The organism is Luteimonas galliterrae, assembly GCF_023374055.1.
GTDB classification, from domain to species: Bacteria; Pseudomonadota; Gammaproteobacteria; order Xanthomonadales; family Xanthomonadaceae; genus Luteimonas_C; species Luteimonas_C galliterrae.
Genome location: NZ_JAMBEP010000001.1, coordinates 2,294,953 through 2,313,012, shown reverse-complemented (window position 1 = coordinate 2,313,012; position 18,060 = coordinate 2,294,953). Strand labels below are relative to the sequence as shown.

13 protein-coding genes and 1 pseudogene are annotated in these 18,060 nt (G+C 65.6%); 6 read left to right on the top strand and 8 right to left on the bottom strand.

The features are described 5' to 3' along the window. Positions 1-156: 156 nt before the first annotated feature. On the top strand, positions 157-903 hold the full coding sequence (locus tag M2650_RS10555; protein WP_249474041.1) for an alpha/beta hydrolase: 747 nt from the start codon (positions 157-159) through the stop codon (positions 901-903). 42 nt (positions 904-945) lie between these two features. Here the strand turns inward: M2650_RS10555 and M2650_RS10550 are convergent, their stop codons facing one another. Further along, positions 946-3,045 carry a M13 family metallopeptidase gene (locus M2650_RS10550; RefSeq protein ID WP_249474038.1) on the bottom strand — a complete coding sequence of 700 codons (2,100 nt, stop codon included), beginning with the start codon at positions 3,043-3,045 and terminating at the stop codon, positions 946-948. A 114-nt stretch (positions 3,046-3,159) separates the two neighbouring features. On the opposite strand from M2650_RS10550, the gene M2650_RS10545 reads away from it, so the two are divergent. From M2650_RS10545 to M2650_RS10535, 3 genes are all read left to right on the top strand, one after another. Further along, positions 3,160-3,672 carry an O-acetyl-ADP-ribose deacetylase gene (locus M2650_RS10545; protein ID WP_249474035.1) on the top strand — a complete coding sequence of 171 codons (513 nt, stop codon included), beginning with the start codon at positions 3,160-3,162 and terminating at the stop codon, positions 3,670-3,672. Positions 3,673-3,786: 114 nt separating this feature from the next. After that, complete coding sequence (locus M2650_RS10540) at positions 3,787-4,182, top strand: DUF2946 domain-containing protein (protein WP_249474033.1); 396 nt, start codon at positions 3,787-3,789, stop codon at positions 4,180-4,182. Positions 4,183-4,242: 60 nt separating this feature from the next. After that, entirely contained in the window at positions 4,243-6,315 is a 2,073-nt protein-coding gene (locus M2650_RS10535; protein WP_249474030.1) for a TonB-dependent receptor family protein, read from the top strand. Between the two features lie 270 nt (positions 6,316-6,585). Here the strand turns inward: M2650_RS10535 and M2650_RS10530 are convergent, their stop codons facing one another. Next, on the bottom strand, positions 6,586-8,250 hold the full coding sequence (locus M2650_RS10530; protein ID WP_249474029.1) for an MFS transporter: 1,665 nt from the start codon (positions 8,248-8,250) through the stop codon (positions 6,586-6,588). Positions 8,251-8,267: 17 nt separating this feature from the next. Continuing rightward, on the bottom strand, positions 8,268-9,671 hold the full coding sequence (locus tag M2650_RS10525) for a DcaP family trimeric outer membrane transporter (RefSeq protein ID WP_249474026.1): 1,404 nt from the start codon (positions 9,669-9,671) through the stop codon (positions 8,268-8,270). A 198-nt stretch (positions 9,672-9,869) separates the two neighbouring features. Here M2650_RS10525 and acs point away from each other — a divergent pair, with 198 nt between their 5' ends. Then, on the top strand, positions 9,870-11,837 hold the full coding sequence (acs, locus tag M2650_RS10520) for an acetate--CoA ligase (protein ID WP_249474023.1): 1,968 nt from the start codon (positions 9,870-9,872) through the stop codon (positions 11,835-11,837). Positions 11,838-11,962: 125 nt separating this feature from the next. On the opposite strand, the gene M2650_RS10515 is transcribed toward acs, so the two are convergent. Beyond that, on the bottom strand, positions 11,963-12,334 hold the full coding sequence (locus M2650_RS10515; RefSeq protein WP_283254651.1) for an endonuclease domain-containing protein: 372 nt from the start codon (positions 12,332-12,334) through the stop codon (positions 11,963-11,965). Positions 12,335-12,450: 116 nt separating this feature from the next. On the opposite strand from M2650_RS10515, the gene M2650_RS10510 reads away from it, so the two are divergent. Beyond that, a complete protein-coding gene (locus M2650_RS10510; RefSeq protein WP_249474018.1) occupies positions 12,451-13,119 on the top strand; it encodes a response regulator transcription factor in 669 nt (222 codons plus the stop codon). Positions 13,120-13,211: 92 nt separating this feature from the next. Here M2650_RS10510 and M2650_RS10505 read toward each other — a convergent pair whose 3' ends face one another. The 4 genes and pseudogenes from M2650_RS10505 to M2650_RS10490 form a co-directional block, all read right to left on the bottom strand. After that, positions 13,212-16,664 (bottom strand): hybrid sensor histidine kinase/response regulator, encoded by a 3,453-nt coding sequence (locus M2650_RS10505; protein WP_249474017.1) that lies wholly within the window; start codon positions 16,662-16,664, stop codon positions 13,212-13,214. Between the two features lie 319 nt (positions 16,665-16,983). Then, positions 16,984-17,151 (bottom strand): 50S ribosomal protein L33, encoded by a 168-nt coding sequence (gene rpmG, locus M2650_RS10500; protein ID WP_175489134.1) that lies wholly within the window; start codon positions 17,149-17,151, stop codon positions 16,984-16,986. Positions 17,152-17,158: 7 nt separating this feature from the next. Next, complete coding sequence (gene rpmB, locus M2650_RS10495) at positions 17,159-17,395, bottom strand: 50S ribosomal protein L28 (protein WP_249474014.1); 237 nt, start codon at positions 17,393-17,395, stop codon at positions 17,159-17,161. Between the two features lie 328 nt (positions 17,396-17,723). Next, positions 17,724-17,932 (bottom strand): annotated as a pseudogene (locus M2650_RS10490) (lipid-A-disaccharide synthase N-terminal domain-containing protein); the annotation flags it as partial. Between the last annotated feature and the right edge of the window lie 128 nt (positions 17,933-18,060).

Below are 18,060 nucleotides of genomic sequence, written 5' to 3'. Positions count from 1 at the left end.
TCGATCCGATCATCGTATGGAAGGTGATGCGTCACTGCGGCGTATGGTTTAAAAGGGCAGGATCCTGCAGTGAAAGGTTGCGGCGTCGCGGGCTTCCAAGCCCCCGCGGCGACCCTGGAACCCGCCGCAGCTTCGGTCCGTGAAGAGGAGAAACCCGTGCGCCGACGTTTGCTGCAGTCGCTTCTTCTGGCCATGCTGCCGTTCGCCGCCGTTGCGGCCGATAAGCCGCCGCAGGCGCGCGAAGCATCGGCTGCCGGCTTCCGCTATCTGGTCTTCGAAACCGCGGGCGCGAAGTCGGACGCGGCGTTGCCGATGATCGTCGGCCTGCATTATTCGAGCGCTAAACCAGAAACCATGCTCGAGTACTTCGACCGGATCGATTTCCCCGTGAGGATCGTGCTTCCGCAAGGCGCGTATGCGCGTCGCGACGGCTATTCGTGGTTTCCGGCGGACTACGCGCAATTGAGCGCGTCGCAGCAGGACGATGCGGCATTCGACGCAGAACGTAAGTTGTCCGCGTTCGTCGATGCGGCGGCCGCGAAATACACGACCTTCGGGAAACCCGTCGTGATGGGCATTTCCTATGGCGGCGACTTGGCTTTCCTGCTGGCGATCCGCCATCCGGACAAGGTTAGCGCTTCGTTTCCAGTCGCGGCGCGCTTCCTGCCGGCATGGCTGCCGAAAACCAACGCCTGCAAGCCCCGCTGTCCGCAGATCCATGCCATGCATGGCGATGCGGACACGACCGTGCCGATGGCGCCGACGCAGCGAGCGGCGGCGCGATTGCGGGAAATGGGTTTCGACGTGCGCTTCGAATCGTATCCGGGCGTAGCCCACGACTTCGATGCGCGAATGGAAAAAGACTTCAGCGAGAAGGCGAAAAACCTGTTCGCCCAGCCTTGAAAAAATCGGGAGCGATCCGCGGATCGCTCCCGATGAGCCGCATCACCAGATCTTGACCCGGTCTTTCGGCTCCAGATACAGCTTCTCGCCGGGCTTTGACGGGAACGCGTCGTACCAGGCATCGATATTGCGCACGGTCAGCGCGCGGTAGCGCGCCGGGGCGTGGCCGTCGCCGACTACCTGCGCGCGCAGCGCAGCTTCGCGCTGCTTGGCGCGCCAAGCCTGGGCGAAGGCGAGGAAGAAACGCTGGTCGCCGGTCAGGCCGTCGATCACCGGCGCTTGCTTGCCGCCTAGCGACTTGTGGTAAGCGACGTACGACGCCTGCAGGCCGGCGACGTCGGCGATGTTCTCGCCCAGCGTCTGCTTGCCGTTGACGTGCAGGCCCGGCAGCGCCTCGTAGGCGTCGTACTGCGCGACCAGCTTGTCGGTGGCGGCCTTGAAGTGCTCCGAGTCTTCTTTCGTCCACCAGTTGCGCAGGCGGCCGTCGGCGTCGAACTCCGAGCCGAGGTTGTCGAAGCCGTGGCTGACTTCGTGGCCGATCACCGCGCCGATCGCGCCGTAATTGGCGGCGGCGTCCGCGTTGGGATCGAAGAACGGCGCTTCGAGGATCGCGGCGGGGAAGTTCATCGCGTTCTGCAGCGGCAACTGCACCGCGTTCACCGTCTGCGGGGTCATCCACCATTCCTTGCGGTCCGGCGTTTTGCCCAGTTTGGCGGTCTGGTGGCGGTATTCGGCCTCTTCCGCGCGCAGCGCATTGCCCAGCGGATCGTCGCGCTTCACTTCCAGCGAAGAGTAATCGCGCCAGCTGTCCGGATAGCCCACGCCGATCAGCATGGTTTCGGCTTTCGCCTTCGCCGTCTTCTTGGTTTCGGCGGTCATCCATTCCAGCTTGTCCACGCCTTCGCGGAAAGTGGCCAGGATGTTCTTCACCATGTCCTCGACCTTGGCCTTGGACGACGCCGGGAAGTACTGCTTGATGTACAGCTGGCCGATCGCGTCGCCGAGCGCGCCGTTGGTGGCGCCGATCGCGCGCTTCCAGCGATCGCGCTGCTTGCTGGTGCCCTGCAACTGCGTGCCGTAGAAGCCGAAGCTGAGATCGGCGTAGGCCTTGGGCAGCAGGCCGGCGCTGTGGTTGATCGCGTGGAAGCGCAGATAGTCCTTCCAGGTCTGCAGCGGCTCGCCAGCGACCAGCGCGGACAATTTCTTGATCGCGTCCGGCTGCCAGGCGAAGACGGTCGGTTGGCCGGTCAGCTTGGCGGCGTCGAAGAATGCGGCCCAGTCGATGCCGGGCGCTTTCTTGGCGAAGTCGGCGGTCGGCCACGGGTTGTTGGCCTTGTGGATGTCCTGGCTGTCGACCAGGCTGGCGTGCGCCTTGGCGATCTTCATTTCCAGATCGAAGATCGTCTTGGCTTTCTTCTCCGCGTCGGCGTCGCCGGCCAGTTTCAGGATCGCGGCGATGTAGGCCTGGTAGGCGGCGCGGTTCGCGGCCATCTCCTTGTCGGTGCCGAGGTAGTACTCGCGCTCGGGCATGCCCAGGCCGCCCTGCATCAGATAGCCCACGTTCTTCGACGGGTCTTCCAGTCCCTGCGCGACGAACAGGCCGAACAGGTTTTCGGTGTAGTAGTTGGTGGCGTTGAGCGAATCGGTATCGGCGCGCAGCGAGGCGCCCAGGTAGCGCGACAGGCCGGCGGCGTCGGCGATGGCCTCGACGCTGTCCAGCTTCGGTTGCAGCGGCGCCAGGCCGCGCTGCTCGATGCCCGCTTCGTCCATGAACGCGGCGTAGTAGTCGGCGATCTTGCGCTCGTCGGTGCCGGCGGCCGGGTTGGCCTTCTCCAGGCCCTGGATCAGGTCGGCGTTGCGCTTCTCGGCCTTTTCGAACACGTAGAAGCCGGTGCTCAAGCTGGCGCGGTCGGCGGGGATTTCGGTCGCCTTCCTCCACGCGCCGTTGGCGTATTCATCGAAGTCGTCGCCGGGCTTGACCGACTTGTCGATGCCGGCCAGGTCGATACCCGATGTCGGCGCGGCGGCGGCCGGCGCTTCGGCGGCAGGCGTCGCGGCGGTTTGCGCGGTGTTCGGGGTCCGGTCGCAAGCGACGACGGCGGAAACGGCGGCTGCGAGCAACAGCCAGCGGTAAGCGTGCATGGGATCACCTCGGAAAAGGGCGACGCCCACCTTAGACCTCCGCGCACGGACGGCGACATAGGTAAGAAGTCACCATTGGACCCATACGAAGCCGCCGAGGTACTAGCATGGCCCATGGCGACCCCGACCATAAGCGCTTTGCAGGCCGATATCACCACTTTGGCGGTCGATGCCATCGTCAATGCGGCCAATTCATCTTTGCTGGGCGGAGGCGGCGTCGATGGCGCCATCCATCGCAAGGCGGGCCCGGAGCTGGTTCACGCTTGCCGGTTGTTGGGGGGCTGCGATATCGGCGACGCGAAGATCACGCCGGGTTTTCGGTTGCCTGCCAAGTTCGTGATCCACACGGTCGGGCCGGTCTGGCGAGGCGGGCGTCACCGCGAACCGATATTGCTGGCCATGTGCTACAGCCGTTCGTTGCAGATCGCAGCCGATTGCGGGCTGCGCAGCATCGCATTTCCCTGCATCAGCACCGGCATCTATGGTTATCCGATCGAACTCGCGGCGCAGGTCGCGATCGATGCCGTGGACGCATCGCCGCATGCGCCATCGATGGACGAGATCGTGTTCTGTTGCTACTCGCGAGCGGATCTGGACATCTATCTGCAGCTGCTCGGCGGTCCGTAGACCTTGTGGGAGCGGCTTCAGCCGCGAGCTTTTGATGTTCAGGCGCTCGAAAAGCTCGCGGCTGAAGCCGCTCCCACAAGATCGTTGCCGGGCCGGAACCTTTAAACTGTCTGCGTGATCCGATCCGACACTTTCCGCATCCCGATGGTCCGCATGGCGCTGTTCGCCATGCTGCTGCTCGCCTGCCTGCCGACCTTAGGCCGGCTGGCGGGAATGTCGTCGGGCGAGGGATCGGCCGGATCCGTCTGGGCGGCGCTGTGCACGATGACAGGACTGAAGTACGTCGAGGTGCCGGCCGGAGATCCCGCGCCGCAGCCGCACAAGCCGATCCACGGCGAGGAATGCGCCTACTGCCCGCTGCTCACGGCGATAGCGGTGTTCGCGTTGTGGCTGGCGCTCACGTGGCCGCAGCGCCGCAAGGCTCCGCGTTCGACCTGGCGGCCCGCGCCGTTGCGCAGCCGTTTCCACCCCTGCGGCCTCGGTTCGCGCGGCCCGCCGCTGGCGCTCTGAAACACAAGTCGTCTTCCTGATTCCGCGCGGCCTCGCCGCGCCTTGTGCTTTGGAGTTTTCATGTCGAACCTTTTTTTGGCGACGATGCCGTCGTCGCGCCTTGCCGTGGCTGTGGCCGCGGTGCTCATTCCCTTTTCCTCAGCGGCGATCGCGGCAGATCCGCAGATATCGCCGACCACCCTCGACCGCGTCGAGGTGCGCGGCGTACGGCCCGGCATCGCCACCGTCGACAGCATCGACCAGGCCGCGGAACGCCTCGGCCAGCGTGCCGGCGGTACGGCGCTCGTCGACGGCGAACGCTATCGCGATGGCCGCGTAAGCACGCTGGCCGATGCGCTCGGCTACGCGCCCGGCGTCTTCATCCAGCCGCGATTCGGCGCGGAGGAAGCGCGTCTGTCGGTCCGCGGTTCGGGCCTGCAGCGCACTTTCCACGGCCGCGGCATAGAACTGTTGCAAGACGGCAGTCCGCTGAACCTGGCCGATGGCGGTTTCGATTTCCAGGCCGTCGAACCGTTGTCGGCGCGTTATATCGAGGTCTATCGCGGCGCGAACGCGCTGGAATACGGCGCGGCGACCTTGGGCGGTGCGATCAACTTCGTATCGCCCACTGGCTACGACGCATCGCCGATGACGGCTCGCATCGAAGCGGGCAGCTTCGGCTATCTGCGCGGGCAGATCTCGGCTGCAGGCCATGGCGATCGGGCCGATGGCTACGTCAGCCTGACCGGCCTCAATCAGGACGGATACCGCGATCACGCGCAGCAGGAAAATTACCGCTTGTTCGGCAATGCCGGTTTCCGCTTCAGCGACAGCGTCGACGGGCGGCTGTATGTCACGCATGTCGATACGCGTTCGCAGCTGCCCGGCAATCTGACGTTGGCGCAATCCAATGCGCGTCCCGAAACCGCGGCAGCGGGGAATCTCGCGCTCGACCAGCGCCGCGATTTCCGTCTCGACCGCGTCGCCGGCAAGCTGGTCTGGTCGCCGGCGCAGGGACAGACACTGATCGTCTCGGCGTATTACGCCGACAAGGCCTTGCACCATCCGATCTTCCAGGTGCTGCAGCAGGATACGCAGGACGCCGGCGTGGATCTGCGTTGGCGCAGCGAAGGCCGGATCGGCGAACGCCGCAACGTACTGGTCGCCGGCATCGCTTTTGCGCAGGGGAGTACGGACGACAATCGGTTCGCGAACGTCGCCGGCCGGGCCGGTGCGCGTACGAACAAATTCGATCAACGCGCGACCAACGCCAAGGCCTATCTCGAGAACCAGACCTGGTTGAGCGAGCATTGGACGCTGGTGGCCGGCGCGCAAGCACTGAAATCGACGCGCCGCTCGCGCGACCTATTCGTCACCGGCGGGCGCGACGAGAGTTTCGATGCCGAATACGGCGGCTTCAGCCCCAAGCTGGGCATGCGCTACCTCATCGACGACGGCACGCAGCTGTTCGCCAACGTCAGCCGCAGCCTGGAGCCGCCGAGCTTCGGCGAACTGACCGGCGGGCCCGGCGTCACCCAGGTCGACATGCAGCGCGCGACCACGGCCGAAGTGGGCACGCGCATCGAACGCGGCGCGTTGTCGGTGGATGCGGCGCTGTACCGCGCCCGCATCGACGGCGAACTGCTGGCGCTCAGCGACGGCGCCGGCAACCCGCTCGGCACCATCAATGCCGATCGCACTTTGCACCAAGGCCTCGAGCTCGGCCTGGGCTGGCGCATCGCCGATGCGTGGCTGCTCTCGGCGAACTATCTGTGGAACGATTTCCGTTTCGATGGCGATGCGGTGTACGGCGACAAGGAGCTCGCCGGCATGCCGCAGCAGCAGTTGCGCAGCGAGCTGCGCTGGTCGGCAAGCGAAAGTTTATACATCGCGCCGACCGTTGAATGGGCACCGCAGGACTATTACGTCGACCATGCCAACACATTCAAGGCACCGGGATACGCCATCGCCGGTCTGCGCATCGGCGGCAGGTTCGCATCGCAATGGTCGTGGTTCGTCGATGCGCGCAACCTGGCCGACCGCAAATGGATCGCCAGCACCAATGTGGTCGCCGATGCGAGGGGGCGCGATGGCGCCAACTTCCTGCCTGGCGATGGCCGTTCGTTCTATGTCGGGCTGGAGTGGCGCCAGTAGTCGTCGCCTCGCCCTTGTTTTTAGCCGTCATTCCCGCGAAGGCGGGAATCCAGCGACTTTGCTTTAGCCCTCTCCCGCTTTGCGGGAGAGGGTTGGGTGAGGGCGCGCGCACCTGCAGATGGCTTCGCTGCGATCTGGTGCAACGTTAAAGTCACTGGATTCCCGCCTTCGCGGGAATGACGGCTCAAAGGCAGAGCAAACGCGCAGGGCGGAACTCTAAAAAACAACGCCGGCATCAGCCGGCGTTGTCGTTACGCACCACGGGGGAGCTTACTTGGTGATATCGACGTCTTTGGTTTCGGGGAGGAACAAAGTACCGATCACCAAAGTCATGGATGCGATCACGATCGGATACCAGAGTCCCTGGTAGATGTTTCCGCTCGCCACCACCATCGCGAAGGCGATCGTCGGCAGGAAGCCGCCGAACCAGCCGTTGCCGATGTGGTAAGGCAGCGACATCGAGGTGTAGCGGATCTGGGTCGGGAACAGTTCGACCAGCCATGCCGCGATCGGGCCGTAGACCATCGTCACGTAGATCACGAGTATGGTCAGCAAGACCAGCAGCATCGGTTTATTGATCCGCGCCGGGTCGGCCTTCTCCGGATAGCCGGCGGCGGTCAGGTCGGTCTTGAGCCTGGCTGCGAACCCATCCTGCTGGGTCTTGAACGCGGCCGGATCCATGCCGCCGCCTTCGAAGCCTTCGACCACGGCGTTGCCGACCTTGATCTGCGCGACCGTGCCGGCCGGCGCGTCCTGGTTGGAATACGACACGCCGGATTTCGCGAGCGCCGCCTTGGCGATGTCGCAGCTGCTGGTGAACACTTTCTTGCCGACTGGGTCGAACTGGAAGTTGCAGGTCGCAGGATCGGCGACGACGACGACCGGGCTGGTCGCAACGGCCGTTTCCATGGCGGGGTTGCCGTAATGCGTGATCGCCTTGAACAGCGGGAAGTAGGTCAGCGCCGCCAGCAGGCAACCGGCCATGATGATCGGCTTGCGGCCGATCTTGTCCGACAGCGCGCCGAACACGATGAAGAACGGCGTGCCGATGATCAATGCGCCGGCGATCAGCAGGTTGGCGGTGGTGCCGTCGATCTTCAGCGTCTGCGTCAGGAAGAACAGCGAGTAGAACTGGCCCGCGTACCAGACCACGGCCTGGCCGGCGGTGGCGCCGAGCAAGGCGAGCAATGCGATCTTGCCGTTGCGCGAGAAGAAGCTCTCGGTGATCGGCGCCTTCGACAGCTTTCCTTGCGCTTTCATTTCCTGGAACATCGGCGATTCGGCCAACTGCAGGCGGATCCACACCGAGATGCCGAGCAGGACCACCGACACCAGGAACGGAATGCGCCAGCCCCAGGCTTCGAACGCTTCGGTGCCGAGGAAGTAGCGGCAACCCAGGATCACCAGCAGCGACAGGAACAGGCCCAGCGTCGCGGTGGTCTGGATGAAGCTGGTGTAGAAACCGCGCTTGCCTTGCGGCGCATGTTCGGCGACATAGGTCGCCGCGCCGCCGTATTCGCCGCCCAGCGCCAGGCCTTGGAGCAGGCGCAGGCCGATCAGGATGATCGGTGCCGCGACGCCTATCGTGGTGTAGCTGGGCAGGATGCCGACCAGGAACGTCGACAGGCCCATGATCACGATCGTCACCAGGAAGGTGTACTTGCGCCCGATCATGTCGCCGATGCGGCCGAACACCAGCGCGCCGAAAGGACGCACCGCGAAGCCGGCGGCGAAAGCGAGCAGCGCGAAGATGAAGCCGCTGGTCGGATCCAGCGCCGAGAAGAACTGCTTGGCGATGATCGCGGCCAGCGATCCGTACAGATAGAAGTCGTACCACTCGAACACGGTGCCCAGGCTGGAGGCGAAGACGACCTTCTTGTGCCCTTGGGTCAGCGTGCCCGGAGCGGGCGAGGGTACAGCGGTGGTGCTGGACATGGTCCGTTCCCCTTGAGTTAGAAGCTGAACTTGACGTGGGTGTGGATGCGCTTGAGGTCGCCTTCGCGATCGTCCTCCAGCTGGCGCTCGCCCCAACTCAGCTCTGCGCCGATGTCGAGTTTCGGGAACGGCGAATAGATCACGTTGGCGTGCCAGGACTGGGAGCGCTCGGTGACCCCGAAGCCGGTCAATGCCTTGTCGTTGTCGAACATCGCGGTGGCATACATCAGGTTGGTGCGCACCTTCGGGCTGAAGGCGTGGCGCCAGGCGACGAAGCCGCCGTAGCCGTCGATGGCTTCGAGCGAGCCGTCCGCCGCCTGCACCGTGTCGCTGCCCAAGCCGAACGCAAGATAGCGACCGATGCCCTTGCCGCCGTTGACCGCATAACGGATGTCGTCGCTCTTGCCGAGGTTGAATTTGCCCGAGACGCTGAGCGCAGCGCCGCTGTCGGTCTCGTCCTGGCCGGTGGCGAGGTTTTCGTACTTGAACTGGCGCGCCAGCGCGGCGACGGTGAAATGGCCCCAGTCGCCCTTGGTCAGCCAGCGCGCGGTGAGATCGGGCGTGACGTTGTCGCCGGTGTTGAAGCGCGCGCCGTTGTTGAGGAACGGCGTGACCGTGGTTTGCGGATTTTCCACCGAGAACGACCAGGGACCGTTGGTATAGCGGACTTGCGCCTGGCGCACGAAGATGGTGCCGTCGGTGGTGCCGACGAAATCGACCGCATCGGGCAGCGCCGCCACATCCTGGAAATTGGACCAGGTTTGGCCGGCCAGCCAGTTGTTCCAGCTCACATAGGCTTGGCGCAGCGAAACGGCGTACGTGTTGGTCGCGGTTTCGTTGCCGACCAGGGCGTTGCTGCCGCCGCCGAAGAAGTCGGCTTCGATATAGGCCTTGAACTTGTCGCCGGCGTCGGTGGTGTGGTCGGCGCTGAGCCAGAAGCGCGAGAACTGGGCGTGGAAATCGGTGTAGGGATCGGTTTCCTGCGCATTGTTCGGGCCGACGGGAATCGTGCTGGGCAGATAGAACAGGCGCCCAGACGAACCGTCGGCGATCTTGCCGTCGCTGGTGTCGGTGACCATCGCGTCCAGCTTGATGAAACCGCCGTACGAGAATGTCGTGCCGGGATTGGCGGTGGCCATGATCGTGCTGGATTGGATCGGCTGCTTGCCCGCGGGCACGGCGGGAGCCGTTTTTTGCGCGGCTTGAACCTCGGTCACGGTCGTCTGCGTCTGCGTCAGCTGCGTCTGCGTCTGCTGCTGCTGCGACAGCAGCGCCTGCACCTGCTGTTCGAGCTGGGCGATGCGCGCTTCCAGCTCCTTTTCCTTGGCGGTGGCGGCCAAGGCCATGCCCGGTGCCAGCAAGGCGACCAACAGGGCGGTGGCCAACGGACGCCGCGCCATCGATACGATGGATGTAGTCATTCCCCTCTCCCGATCATGCGTGGTGGCTCATGGTTAGCGATCGGCCGCGCCAGGCACGGCTCTCCGGAGCCTGCGCGCGCACCCGGCCGACGCCTATTCGCCATTGGTCGTAGGCGGCGCCGGTATAGACGAAGGTCTAGGGCGGCTTAACAATGGATGCGGCAGACTTCACTCATCGCATCACCAGCAGGCAACGCCATGACGGACGCACCCGCCCTATATCCCGTCCCGCCGGATTTCGCGGCCAAGGCCAGGATCGATCGCAAGCAGTACGAAAGCCTCTACCAGGCGTCCGTCGACGACCCGGCGTCGTTCTGGGGCGGGATCGCCGGCCGCCTGGACTGGATGCGGGCGCCGACCAAGATCAAGGATGTCAGCTACCGGCTGGAGGATTTCCGCATCCGCTGGTACGAAGACGGCGAACTCAACGCCAGCGTCAACTGCCTGGACCGGCAGCTGGACAAGCGCGGCGACAAGACCGCGCTGCTGTTCGAGCCCGACGATCCCGCGCAGCCGGCGCAAAAAGTGACCTATCGCGAACTGCACCGCCGCGTATGCAAGCTGGCCAATGCGCTGCGCAACCTGGGCGTGCGCAAGGGCGACCGCATCACCATCTACCTGCCGATGATTCCCGAGGCCGCGGTGGCGATGCTGGCCTGCGCGCGCATCGGCGCGATCCATTCGGTGGTGTTCGGCGGCTTCTCGCCCAATTCGATCGCCGACCGCGTCTCCGACTGCCAGTCCAAGCTGATCATCACCGCCGATGAAGGCGTGCGCGGCGGCAAGAAGATCCCGCTCAAGGCCAACGTCGACGCCGCTTTGAAGATGCCCGGCACCAACACCGTCGAAACCGTGCTGGTGGTGCGCCACACCGGCGGCGCGGTCGACATGCAGATGCCGCGCGACCGCTGGTACGACGCGGTGGTCGACGGTCAGCCGGAGGAATGCGCGCCCGAGCGCATGAACGCCGAAGATCCGTTGTTCATCCTCTACACCTCCGGTTCCACCGGCAAGCCCAAGGGCGTGCTGCACACCACCGGCGGCTACATGGTCTACGTCAGCTACACGCACGAATGCGTGTTCGATCTGCGCGAAGAGGACGTCTACTGGTGCACGGCCGACGTCGGCTGGGTCACCGGCCACAGCTACATCGTCTACGGACCGCTGGCCAATGGCGCCACCGCGCTGATGTTCGAAGGCGTTCCGAACTATCCGGACAGTTCGCGCTTCTGGCAGGTGATCGACAAGCACCAGGTCACGCTGTTCTATACCGCGCCGACCGCGATCCGCGCGCTGATGCGCGAAGGCGACGCGCCGGTGAAATCGACTTCGCGCAAGTCGCTGCGCCTGCTCGGCACGGTCGGCGAGCCGATCAATCCCGAAGCATGGCGTTGGTACAACGATGTCGTCGGGGACGGCCGCTGCCCGATCGTGGACACCTGGTGGCAGACCGAGACCGGTGGCATCCTGATCACGCCGCTGGCCGGCGCGATCGACGCCAAGCCCGGCTCGGCGACCAAACCGTTCTTCGGCATCCGGCCGGCGATCGTCGACGCCAACGGCAAGATCCTGGACGGCGCCGCCGAAGGCAATCTGGTGCTGCTCGATTCCTGGCCCGGGCAGATGCGTACGGTGTACGGCGACCACCAGCGCTTCATCGACACTTATTTCAAGACTTATCCGGGCACCTATTTCACCGGCGACGGTTGCCGGCGCGACGAAGACGGTTATTACTGGATCACCGGCCGCGTCGACGACGTGATCAACGTCAGCGGCCACCGCATCGGCACCGCCGAAGTGGAAAGCGCGCTGGTGTCGCATCCCAAGGTCGCCGAGGCCGCGGTGGTCGGTTATCCGCACGATATCAAAGGGCAGGGCATCTATGCCTATGTCACCTTGATCGCCGGCGAGCAGCCCACGTCCGATGAAGGCGGCGACGAGCTGCGCAAAGAACTGGTCGCCTGGGTGCGCAAGGAAATCGGCCCGGTCGCCACGCCCGACCACCTGCAATGGGCGCCGGGGCTGCCCAAGACGCGTTCGGGCAAGATCATGCGCCGCATCCTGCGCAAGATCGCCGAGAACGCGCCCGATCAATTGGGCGACACCAGCACGCTGGCCGATCCGTCGGTGGTCGATGCGTTGGTCAAGAATCGATTGGGCAAATGAAAGTCAAAAGCAAATCCCCCCTGCCCCCCTTTTTCAAAGGGGGGAACAGCAGCAGGCGCAATGCACTGGCGGCGGACGACATGCTCTTGATGTTCCCCCCTTTGAAAAAGGGGGGCAGGGGGGATTTACGTGGACGCTCCGATCGCCGCGCAAACCGCGTTCCAAACGACATCCAACACCGCATCGGTCTCCATCAGCACCATCCGATCGTCGAAACGCAGCACGCGCAGGCCCATGCGCATGAGCGCGGCATCCCGCAATGCGTCCGCCGCGCGGCCCCCTTCGGTGAAATGCTGGCCCCCGTCGATCTCCACGACCAACCCGGCAGCAGGGGCATAGAAATCCACGATATACCGGCCAATCGGCGTCTGCCGATAGAACTGCACCGCGCTAAAGCGCTTGCGACGCACGCAATACCAGAATCTGCGCTCGGCGTCGGTCATGTCGTTGCGCAGTCGGCGCGCGTACTTTTTGAGGTATGGGGCGTAGTGGCGCATAGCAACAGCAACTCCCCCCTGCCCCCCATTTTCAAAGGGGGGAACAGCCCGGGGTCGTGTAGGGGATTCGCTGTTTTGCCGTTCCCCCCTTTGAAAAAGCGGCGCGGGGGGGATTTATGCCCACGCTGCTGATCGCCGACGACCACCCGCTGTTCCGCGAAGCCCTGCGCGGCGTGGTCGCGCGCGTGCTGCCCGATTACGAACTGCGCGAAGCCGATAGCGCCCACGCGCTGTATGCGCTGGCCGAAGCGGAACCCGACGCCGATCTGTTGCTGCTCGATCTCAACATGCCCGGCGCGCACGGCTTCAGCGTACTGGTGCACCTGCGCGCGCAGCATCCGCAACTGCCCGTGGTGGTCGTGTCGGCGCAGGAAGACCCGGCGGTGATGCGGCGCGCGCTGGACCACGGCGCGGTCGGCTTCATTCCGAAGTCCGCCGATGCGGCGACCTTGGGCGACGCGTTGACCCAAGTGCTGGAAGGCGAACGCTGGGCGCCCGCCGCTGCGCACACGGCGCCGGCGGTGGGCGACGACGAGCATGCCGCCGCGCAGCGCCTGCGCGAATTGACGCCGCAGCAGTTCCGGGTGCTGCAGATGCTGGGCACGGGTTTGTTGAACAAGCAGATCGCCTACGAGCTCGGCGTATCCGAGGCGACGGTGAAGGCGCACATGACCGCGATCCTGCGCAAGCTCGGCGCATCCAACCGCACCCAGGCGGTGCTGATCGCCGGCCGATTGGCGTTGGATCCCGCATCGGTGGTGCCGCCGCCCGAAGAAGAGCAGTAACCTTGCTCTTTGTGGGAGCGGCTTCAGCCGCGAGCTTTTGATGGCAGGCCGCAAAAAAGCTCGCGGCTGAAGCCGCTCTCACAAAATCGAATTCAAATCGCGTCGGCCGCCGCACCGCGACTGGCGTGGGACTGTTGCGCGGCCAGATAGGCGCGCAGCGAGGCCGGCCGCACCGGCTTGGTCAGCACTCGGTAGCCGCGCGCGCGCGCGGCCTGTTTGACGGCGTCGCTGCCGTCGGCAGTGAGTAGGGCGCCGGGCACCGCCTGCGGCGAGCGTTGCTGCAGCGCGTCCAGCGTATCCAGTCCGTCCAGGCGGTCGTGCAGATGGTAATCGACCAGCAGCACATCGGGCCGTTGCTCCATCAGCGCCAGCGCTTCGTCGACGGTCGTCGCCGACAGGACGTGCACCTGCCAGCGTCCCAGCAAGGCGCGCATGCCGGCCAGGATCTCGTGGTCGTTGTCGACGCACAGCACGCGCAGGCCCGCCAGCGATTCGGGTATGCCGACGCGCGCTTCGCGTGCGGCCGCCGGCGCGGCGCGCTCTGCGCTCGGCACGCGGATCGAGAACACGCTGCCGCGGCCGACGCGCGAACGCACGTACAACGGATGCCCGAGCGCATGCGAAACGCGCTGGCAGATCGACAGGCCCAGGCCCAGGCCGCGCTCGCCCCAATCGGTAGGCTGCTCGAAGCGGCGGAACTCTTCGAAGATCTGCTGCAGGTGATGCGCGGGAATCCCCGGCCCGGTATCCCAGACCTGCAGCTCGACGTCGCCGCCGCGCGGCCGCGCCGCCAGCACGATGCGGCCCTCGCGCGTGTAGCGCATCGCGTTGGCGATGAAGTTCTGCAGCACGCGGCGCAGCAGGCGCCGGTCGCTGCGCACCGGGCGCGAGCTGGCGTGCAGGCGCAGATCGATGCCGCGGCCGGCGGCGACCGGCGAATACTGCTCGACCAGCTGCTGCAGCAGGTCGCCGGCGTCGAAATCCGATAACGCGGGCAGCAGCGCACCGGCGTCCAGGCGCGAGATGTCGAGCAGGCCGTCGAGCAGTTCCTCGGCGGCGCGCAACGACGTGTCGACGCGTTCGGCCAGGTGCCGCTGCTCCGCGGCCTGGTCGCTGTCGCGCAACGCAGACGTGAACAGGCGCGCGGCATTGAGCGGTTGCAGCACGTCATGGCTGAGCGCGGCCAGGAAGCGTGTGCGCGACTGCTGCGCGGCTTCCGCCTCGCGGCTGCGCTCGGCGACGCGCTGTTCCAGCGTCTCGTTGATCTCGCGCAGCGCGCCTTCGACGCGCTTGTACTCGGTGACGTCGCTGTAGCTGGTGACATAGCCGCCTCCCGGCAGCGGCTGGCCGCGCATCTCGGTGACCTGGCCGCTGCTGCGCACGCGTTCGAACACGTAGGGCGAACCGGCGCGCATGTAGGCGATGCGCTTGTCGACCTGCGCGTCGATGTCGCCTTCGCCCAATTCGCCGCGTTCGGCGTTGAATCGGATCAGCTCGGCCACCGGGCGCCCGACGTAGAGCATGCCGTCGGGATAGCCGAACATCTGCTGGTAGCGCCGGTTCCAGGCGACCAGCTTCATGTCGCGGTCGACCACGCTGACGCCCTGGTCGATGTTGTCCAGCGTGGTCGCCAATACTTGTCGATTGAAGCGCAACTCCTGCCCGGCTTCGTCGAGGACGGCCACCACTTCGGCCACTTCCATGCCCGAACCCTTCAACGCGCTGGTCAGCACCAGCCGCGCCGAGGCCGCACCGATCGCTGCGGCGAGCAGGCGTTCGGTGAACTGCACCCAGGCGCGGTCGGCGCCCGCCGCGGGTTGCAATTCGGTGCCGAGCGTTTGCGCTTGTTCGTTGAAGGCGCGGCGCGCGGTGCGTTCGCCGAGCACGCGCCCGGCCAGCGCCAGCAGGTCGGCGATATGCACGTTGCCGCGCCAACCGCCCTCGGTCAGCGTCTGTTTTTCGGCATAAGGCTCGAGGAACGGCGCGGCGCGCAGGCGTTCGTCGAAACCCGGCCGCCAGCGCGCCGACACCAGCATCAGCGCGCCCACGTTCACCAGCAGCGACCAGAACGTGCCGTGCGTCAACGGATCCCAGCCGCTGAGCCCGAACAACTGCTGCGGGCGCAACCAGGCGATGCCGAACGGACCCTGCGTCAGCCATTCGGGCCGCAACCAGCCCGCTTCGGTCAGCGTCGGCAGCAGCAGCGTGTAGATCCACATCGCGAAGCCGAGCGCCATGCCCACTTCGACGCCCTGCCGGCTCGCGCCGCGCCAGTACAAACCGCCGATCAGTGCCGGCGCGAATTGCGCCACGGCCGCGAACGCCATCAAACCGTAAGCCGCGAGCGTGGTGTCGCTGCCGCTGGCGCGGTAATAGCCGTAAGCCAGCGCGGCGAAGCCGACGATCGCCACGCGCCGTATCCACAGCACCGTGCCGGCGACGTCGCCGCCGTGGCGCTCCGCCCAGCCGCGGCGCAGCAGCGGCGGCATCACCAGATCGTTGCTGACCATGGTCGCCAGCGCCACGCTGGCCACGATCACCATGCCGGTGGCGGCGGAAAAGCCGCCGACGTAGGCGAACAACGCCAGCGTTTCGTGCGATTCGGCCAGCGGCAGCGCCAATACGAAACTGTCCGCGGACACGGCGCCGTCGCGGCCGAACAGGGCGACGCCGGCGCCGGCGATCGGCAGCACCATCAGCGAGACCACGATCAGATAGGCGCCAAACAGCCAGCGCGCGCGGCGGATGTCGTTGACGTCGCCGCATTCGACGATCGCCACGTGGAATTGCCGCGGCAGGCAGATGATCGCGGCGAAAGCGAGCAGCGTCTGGCCGACGAAGCCGACCGGCGGCGCGTTGGCGATCAGCGCACGCGTGGCGTCGCCGACGCGCAGATCGTGATCGCCCAGCCAGCCGATCGCGAACACGCCGACCATGACCAGCGCGAGCAGCTTCACCAGCGACTCCAGCGCGATCGCCAGCATCATGCCGTGGTGGTGCTCGGTGGCGTCGACCTGGCGCGTGCCGTACAGGATCGCGAACAGCGCCATCAGCGCGGCGACGTAAAGCGCCGGATCGCCCAGCGTCGTCGTCGGCACCTGTCCGCTCAGCACGCTCAGGCTGATCGCCACCGCTTTGTATTGCAGCGCCAGGTAGGGCACCGCCGCGGTCAGCGCGATCAGCGTCACCAGCGCGGCCAGGCGTTGCGCGCGGCCGTAACGCGCGGCGATGAAATCGGCGATCGACACGGTGTTCTGGGTCTGCGCGATCAGCGCGATCCGTTCCAGGATGCGCCAGCCGAACAGCAGCAACAGCAGCGGACCCAGGTAGATCGGCAAATAGCCGATGCCGGTGCGCGCCGCGCTGCCGACCGCGCCGTAGAACGTCCACGACGAGCAGTACACCGCCAGCGCCAGGCTGTAGACCAGCGGCCGCAGCCACGGCCGCTGCGGATACAGCGGCCGGCGGTCGCCCCACCACGCCACCGTGAACAGTAGGGCGGCGTAGGCCAGCGATACCAGCAGCAGCATCCATCCAGGCAGCATGCCCGCACCCGTTTACACGACAGGATGAGTTTACGCGCGTGGGGGCGGGTGCCGTCGACGTCTGCTGTCGCCCCCTTTGAAAAAGGGGGCCGGCGCGCGCGCAGCGGGCGCCGGGGGGATTTGCTCTTGATCTTGCTTTGGCTCTCAAAGAGCAAAGTCAAAAGCAAATCCCCCCGCTTCGCTGCCCCCTTTCAAAGGGGGCGACAGCAGGGCAACAAAAAACCCGCCTTGCGGGCGGGTTCGTTGCGGCGGCTGGACCCCGGCTTTCGCCGGGATGACGTTCTGACAAAGCCACGCGCTACGCGCGCGGGTCAGAACGTCACTTGATCTTGCCTTCCTTATAGATCACGTGCTTCCGGACGACGGGGTCGTACTTCTTGACCTCCATCTTGTTCGGCGTGTTCTTCTTGTTCTTGTCGGTGGTGTAGAAATGGCCGGTGTTGGCCGAGGAGATCAGACGGATCTTGTCGCGCTTGCTTGCCATGATGTCCTCCTCAGACCTTTTCGCCGCGGGCGCGGAGTTGGGCCAGAACGGAATCGATGCCGTTCTTGTCGATGGTGCGCAGTGCCTGCGCGGAAACCTTCAGCTTGATCCAGCGGTTTTCGCTGGCCACCCAGAAGCGGCGCTCGTGCAGGTTTGGCAGGAAACGGCGACGGGTTTTGTTGTTGGCGTGCGAGACGTTGTTGCCGGTCTGCACGCGCTTGCCGGTGACTTGGCATACGCGGGACATAACGCACCTCATTGGATTTTTTTATCTTCCTTAGCCAGGAAGACTTCGGCCCCTGCGGCCGGTCGGCCGCACGCAATTCGGGTGGTATTCCGCTGCCGGCGGCGGGCCGGAACTGCGTTTCCGGACCCGCCCGGTCCAGGCCTCATCGGCCGACCGGACGCAGCGAGCCGGGCATTATGCCGGGGAAGGCCAGCCCAGGCAAGGACTTATCCACAGGAGGGGGCGAAGGGCGAGGAAGGCGGGTGCGCCAAGAGCCGAACCCTCTCCCTGGCGCTTTGCGCCTGTTCCTCTCCCGTAAAAGGGAGAGGGTGAAGCGGGCTGCGCCGGGTCAGTGCGAGGTTTTGTCCCGCCGCCAGCCCCGGTGTCGGATGTCAGGTACAGGCTGTAGGCCGCCGTGAAGGCCGGGAACAGGTTCTGGATCACCCCTACCGAGTTCTGCTTCTGCGAAAACACGAAGTAGCTCAGCGTCATCACGCTGCCGACCAGACTCATGTACCAGAACAGGCGCGGGATCACCGGCTTGCGGTGCCGGCGCGCGAGGCGACGAAGGGTTCGGGTGGCCGTTTATTTGCAGGTTCCCGTCTTATTCGCAGGGCCGATGCGGGCGTCAACCCGACATAAGCCCAGGACTGGCAATGCGATTTAAAACTCAGTGCCAGAACACG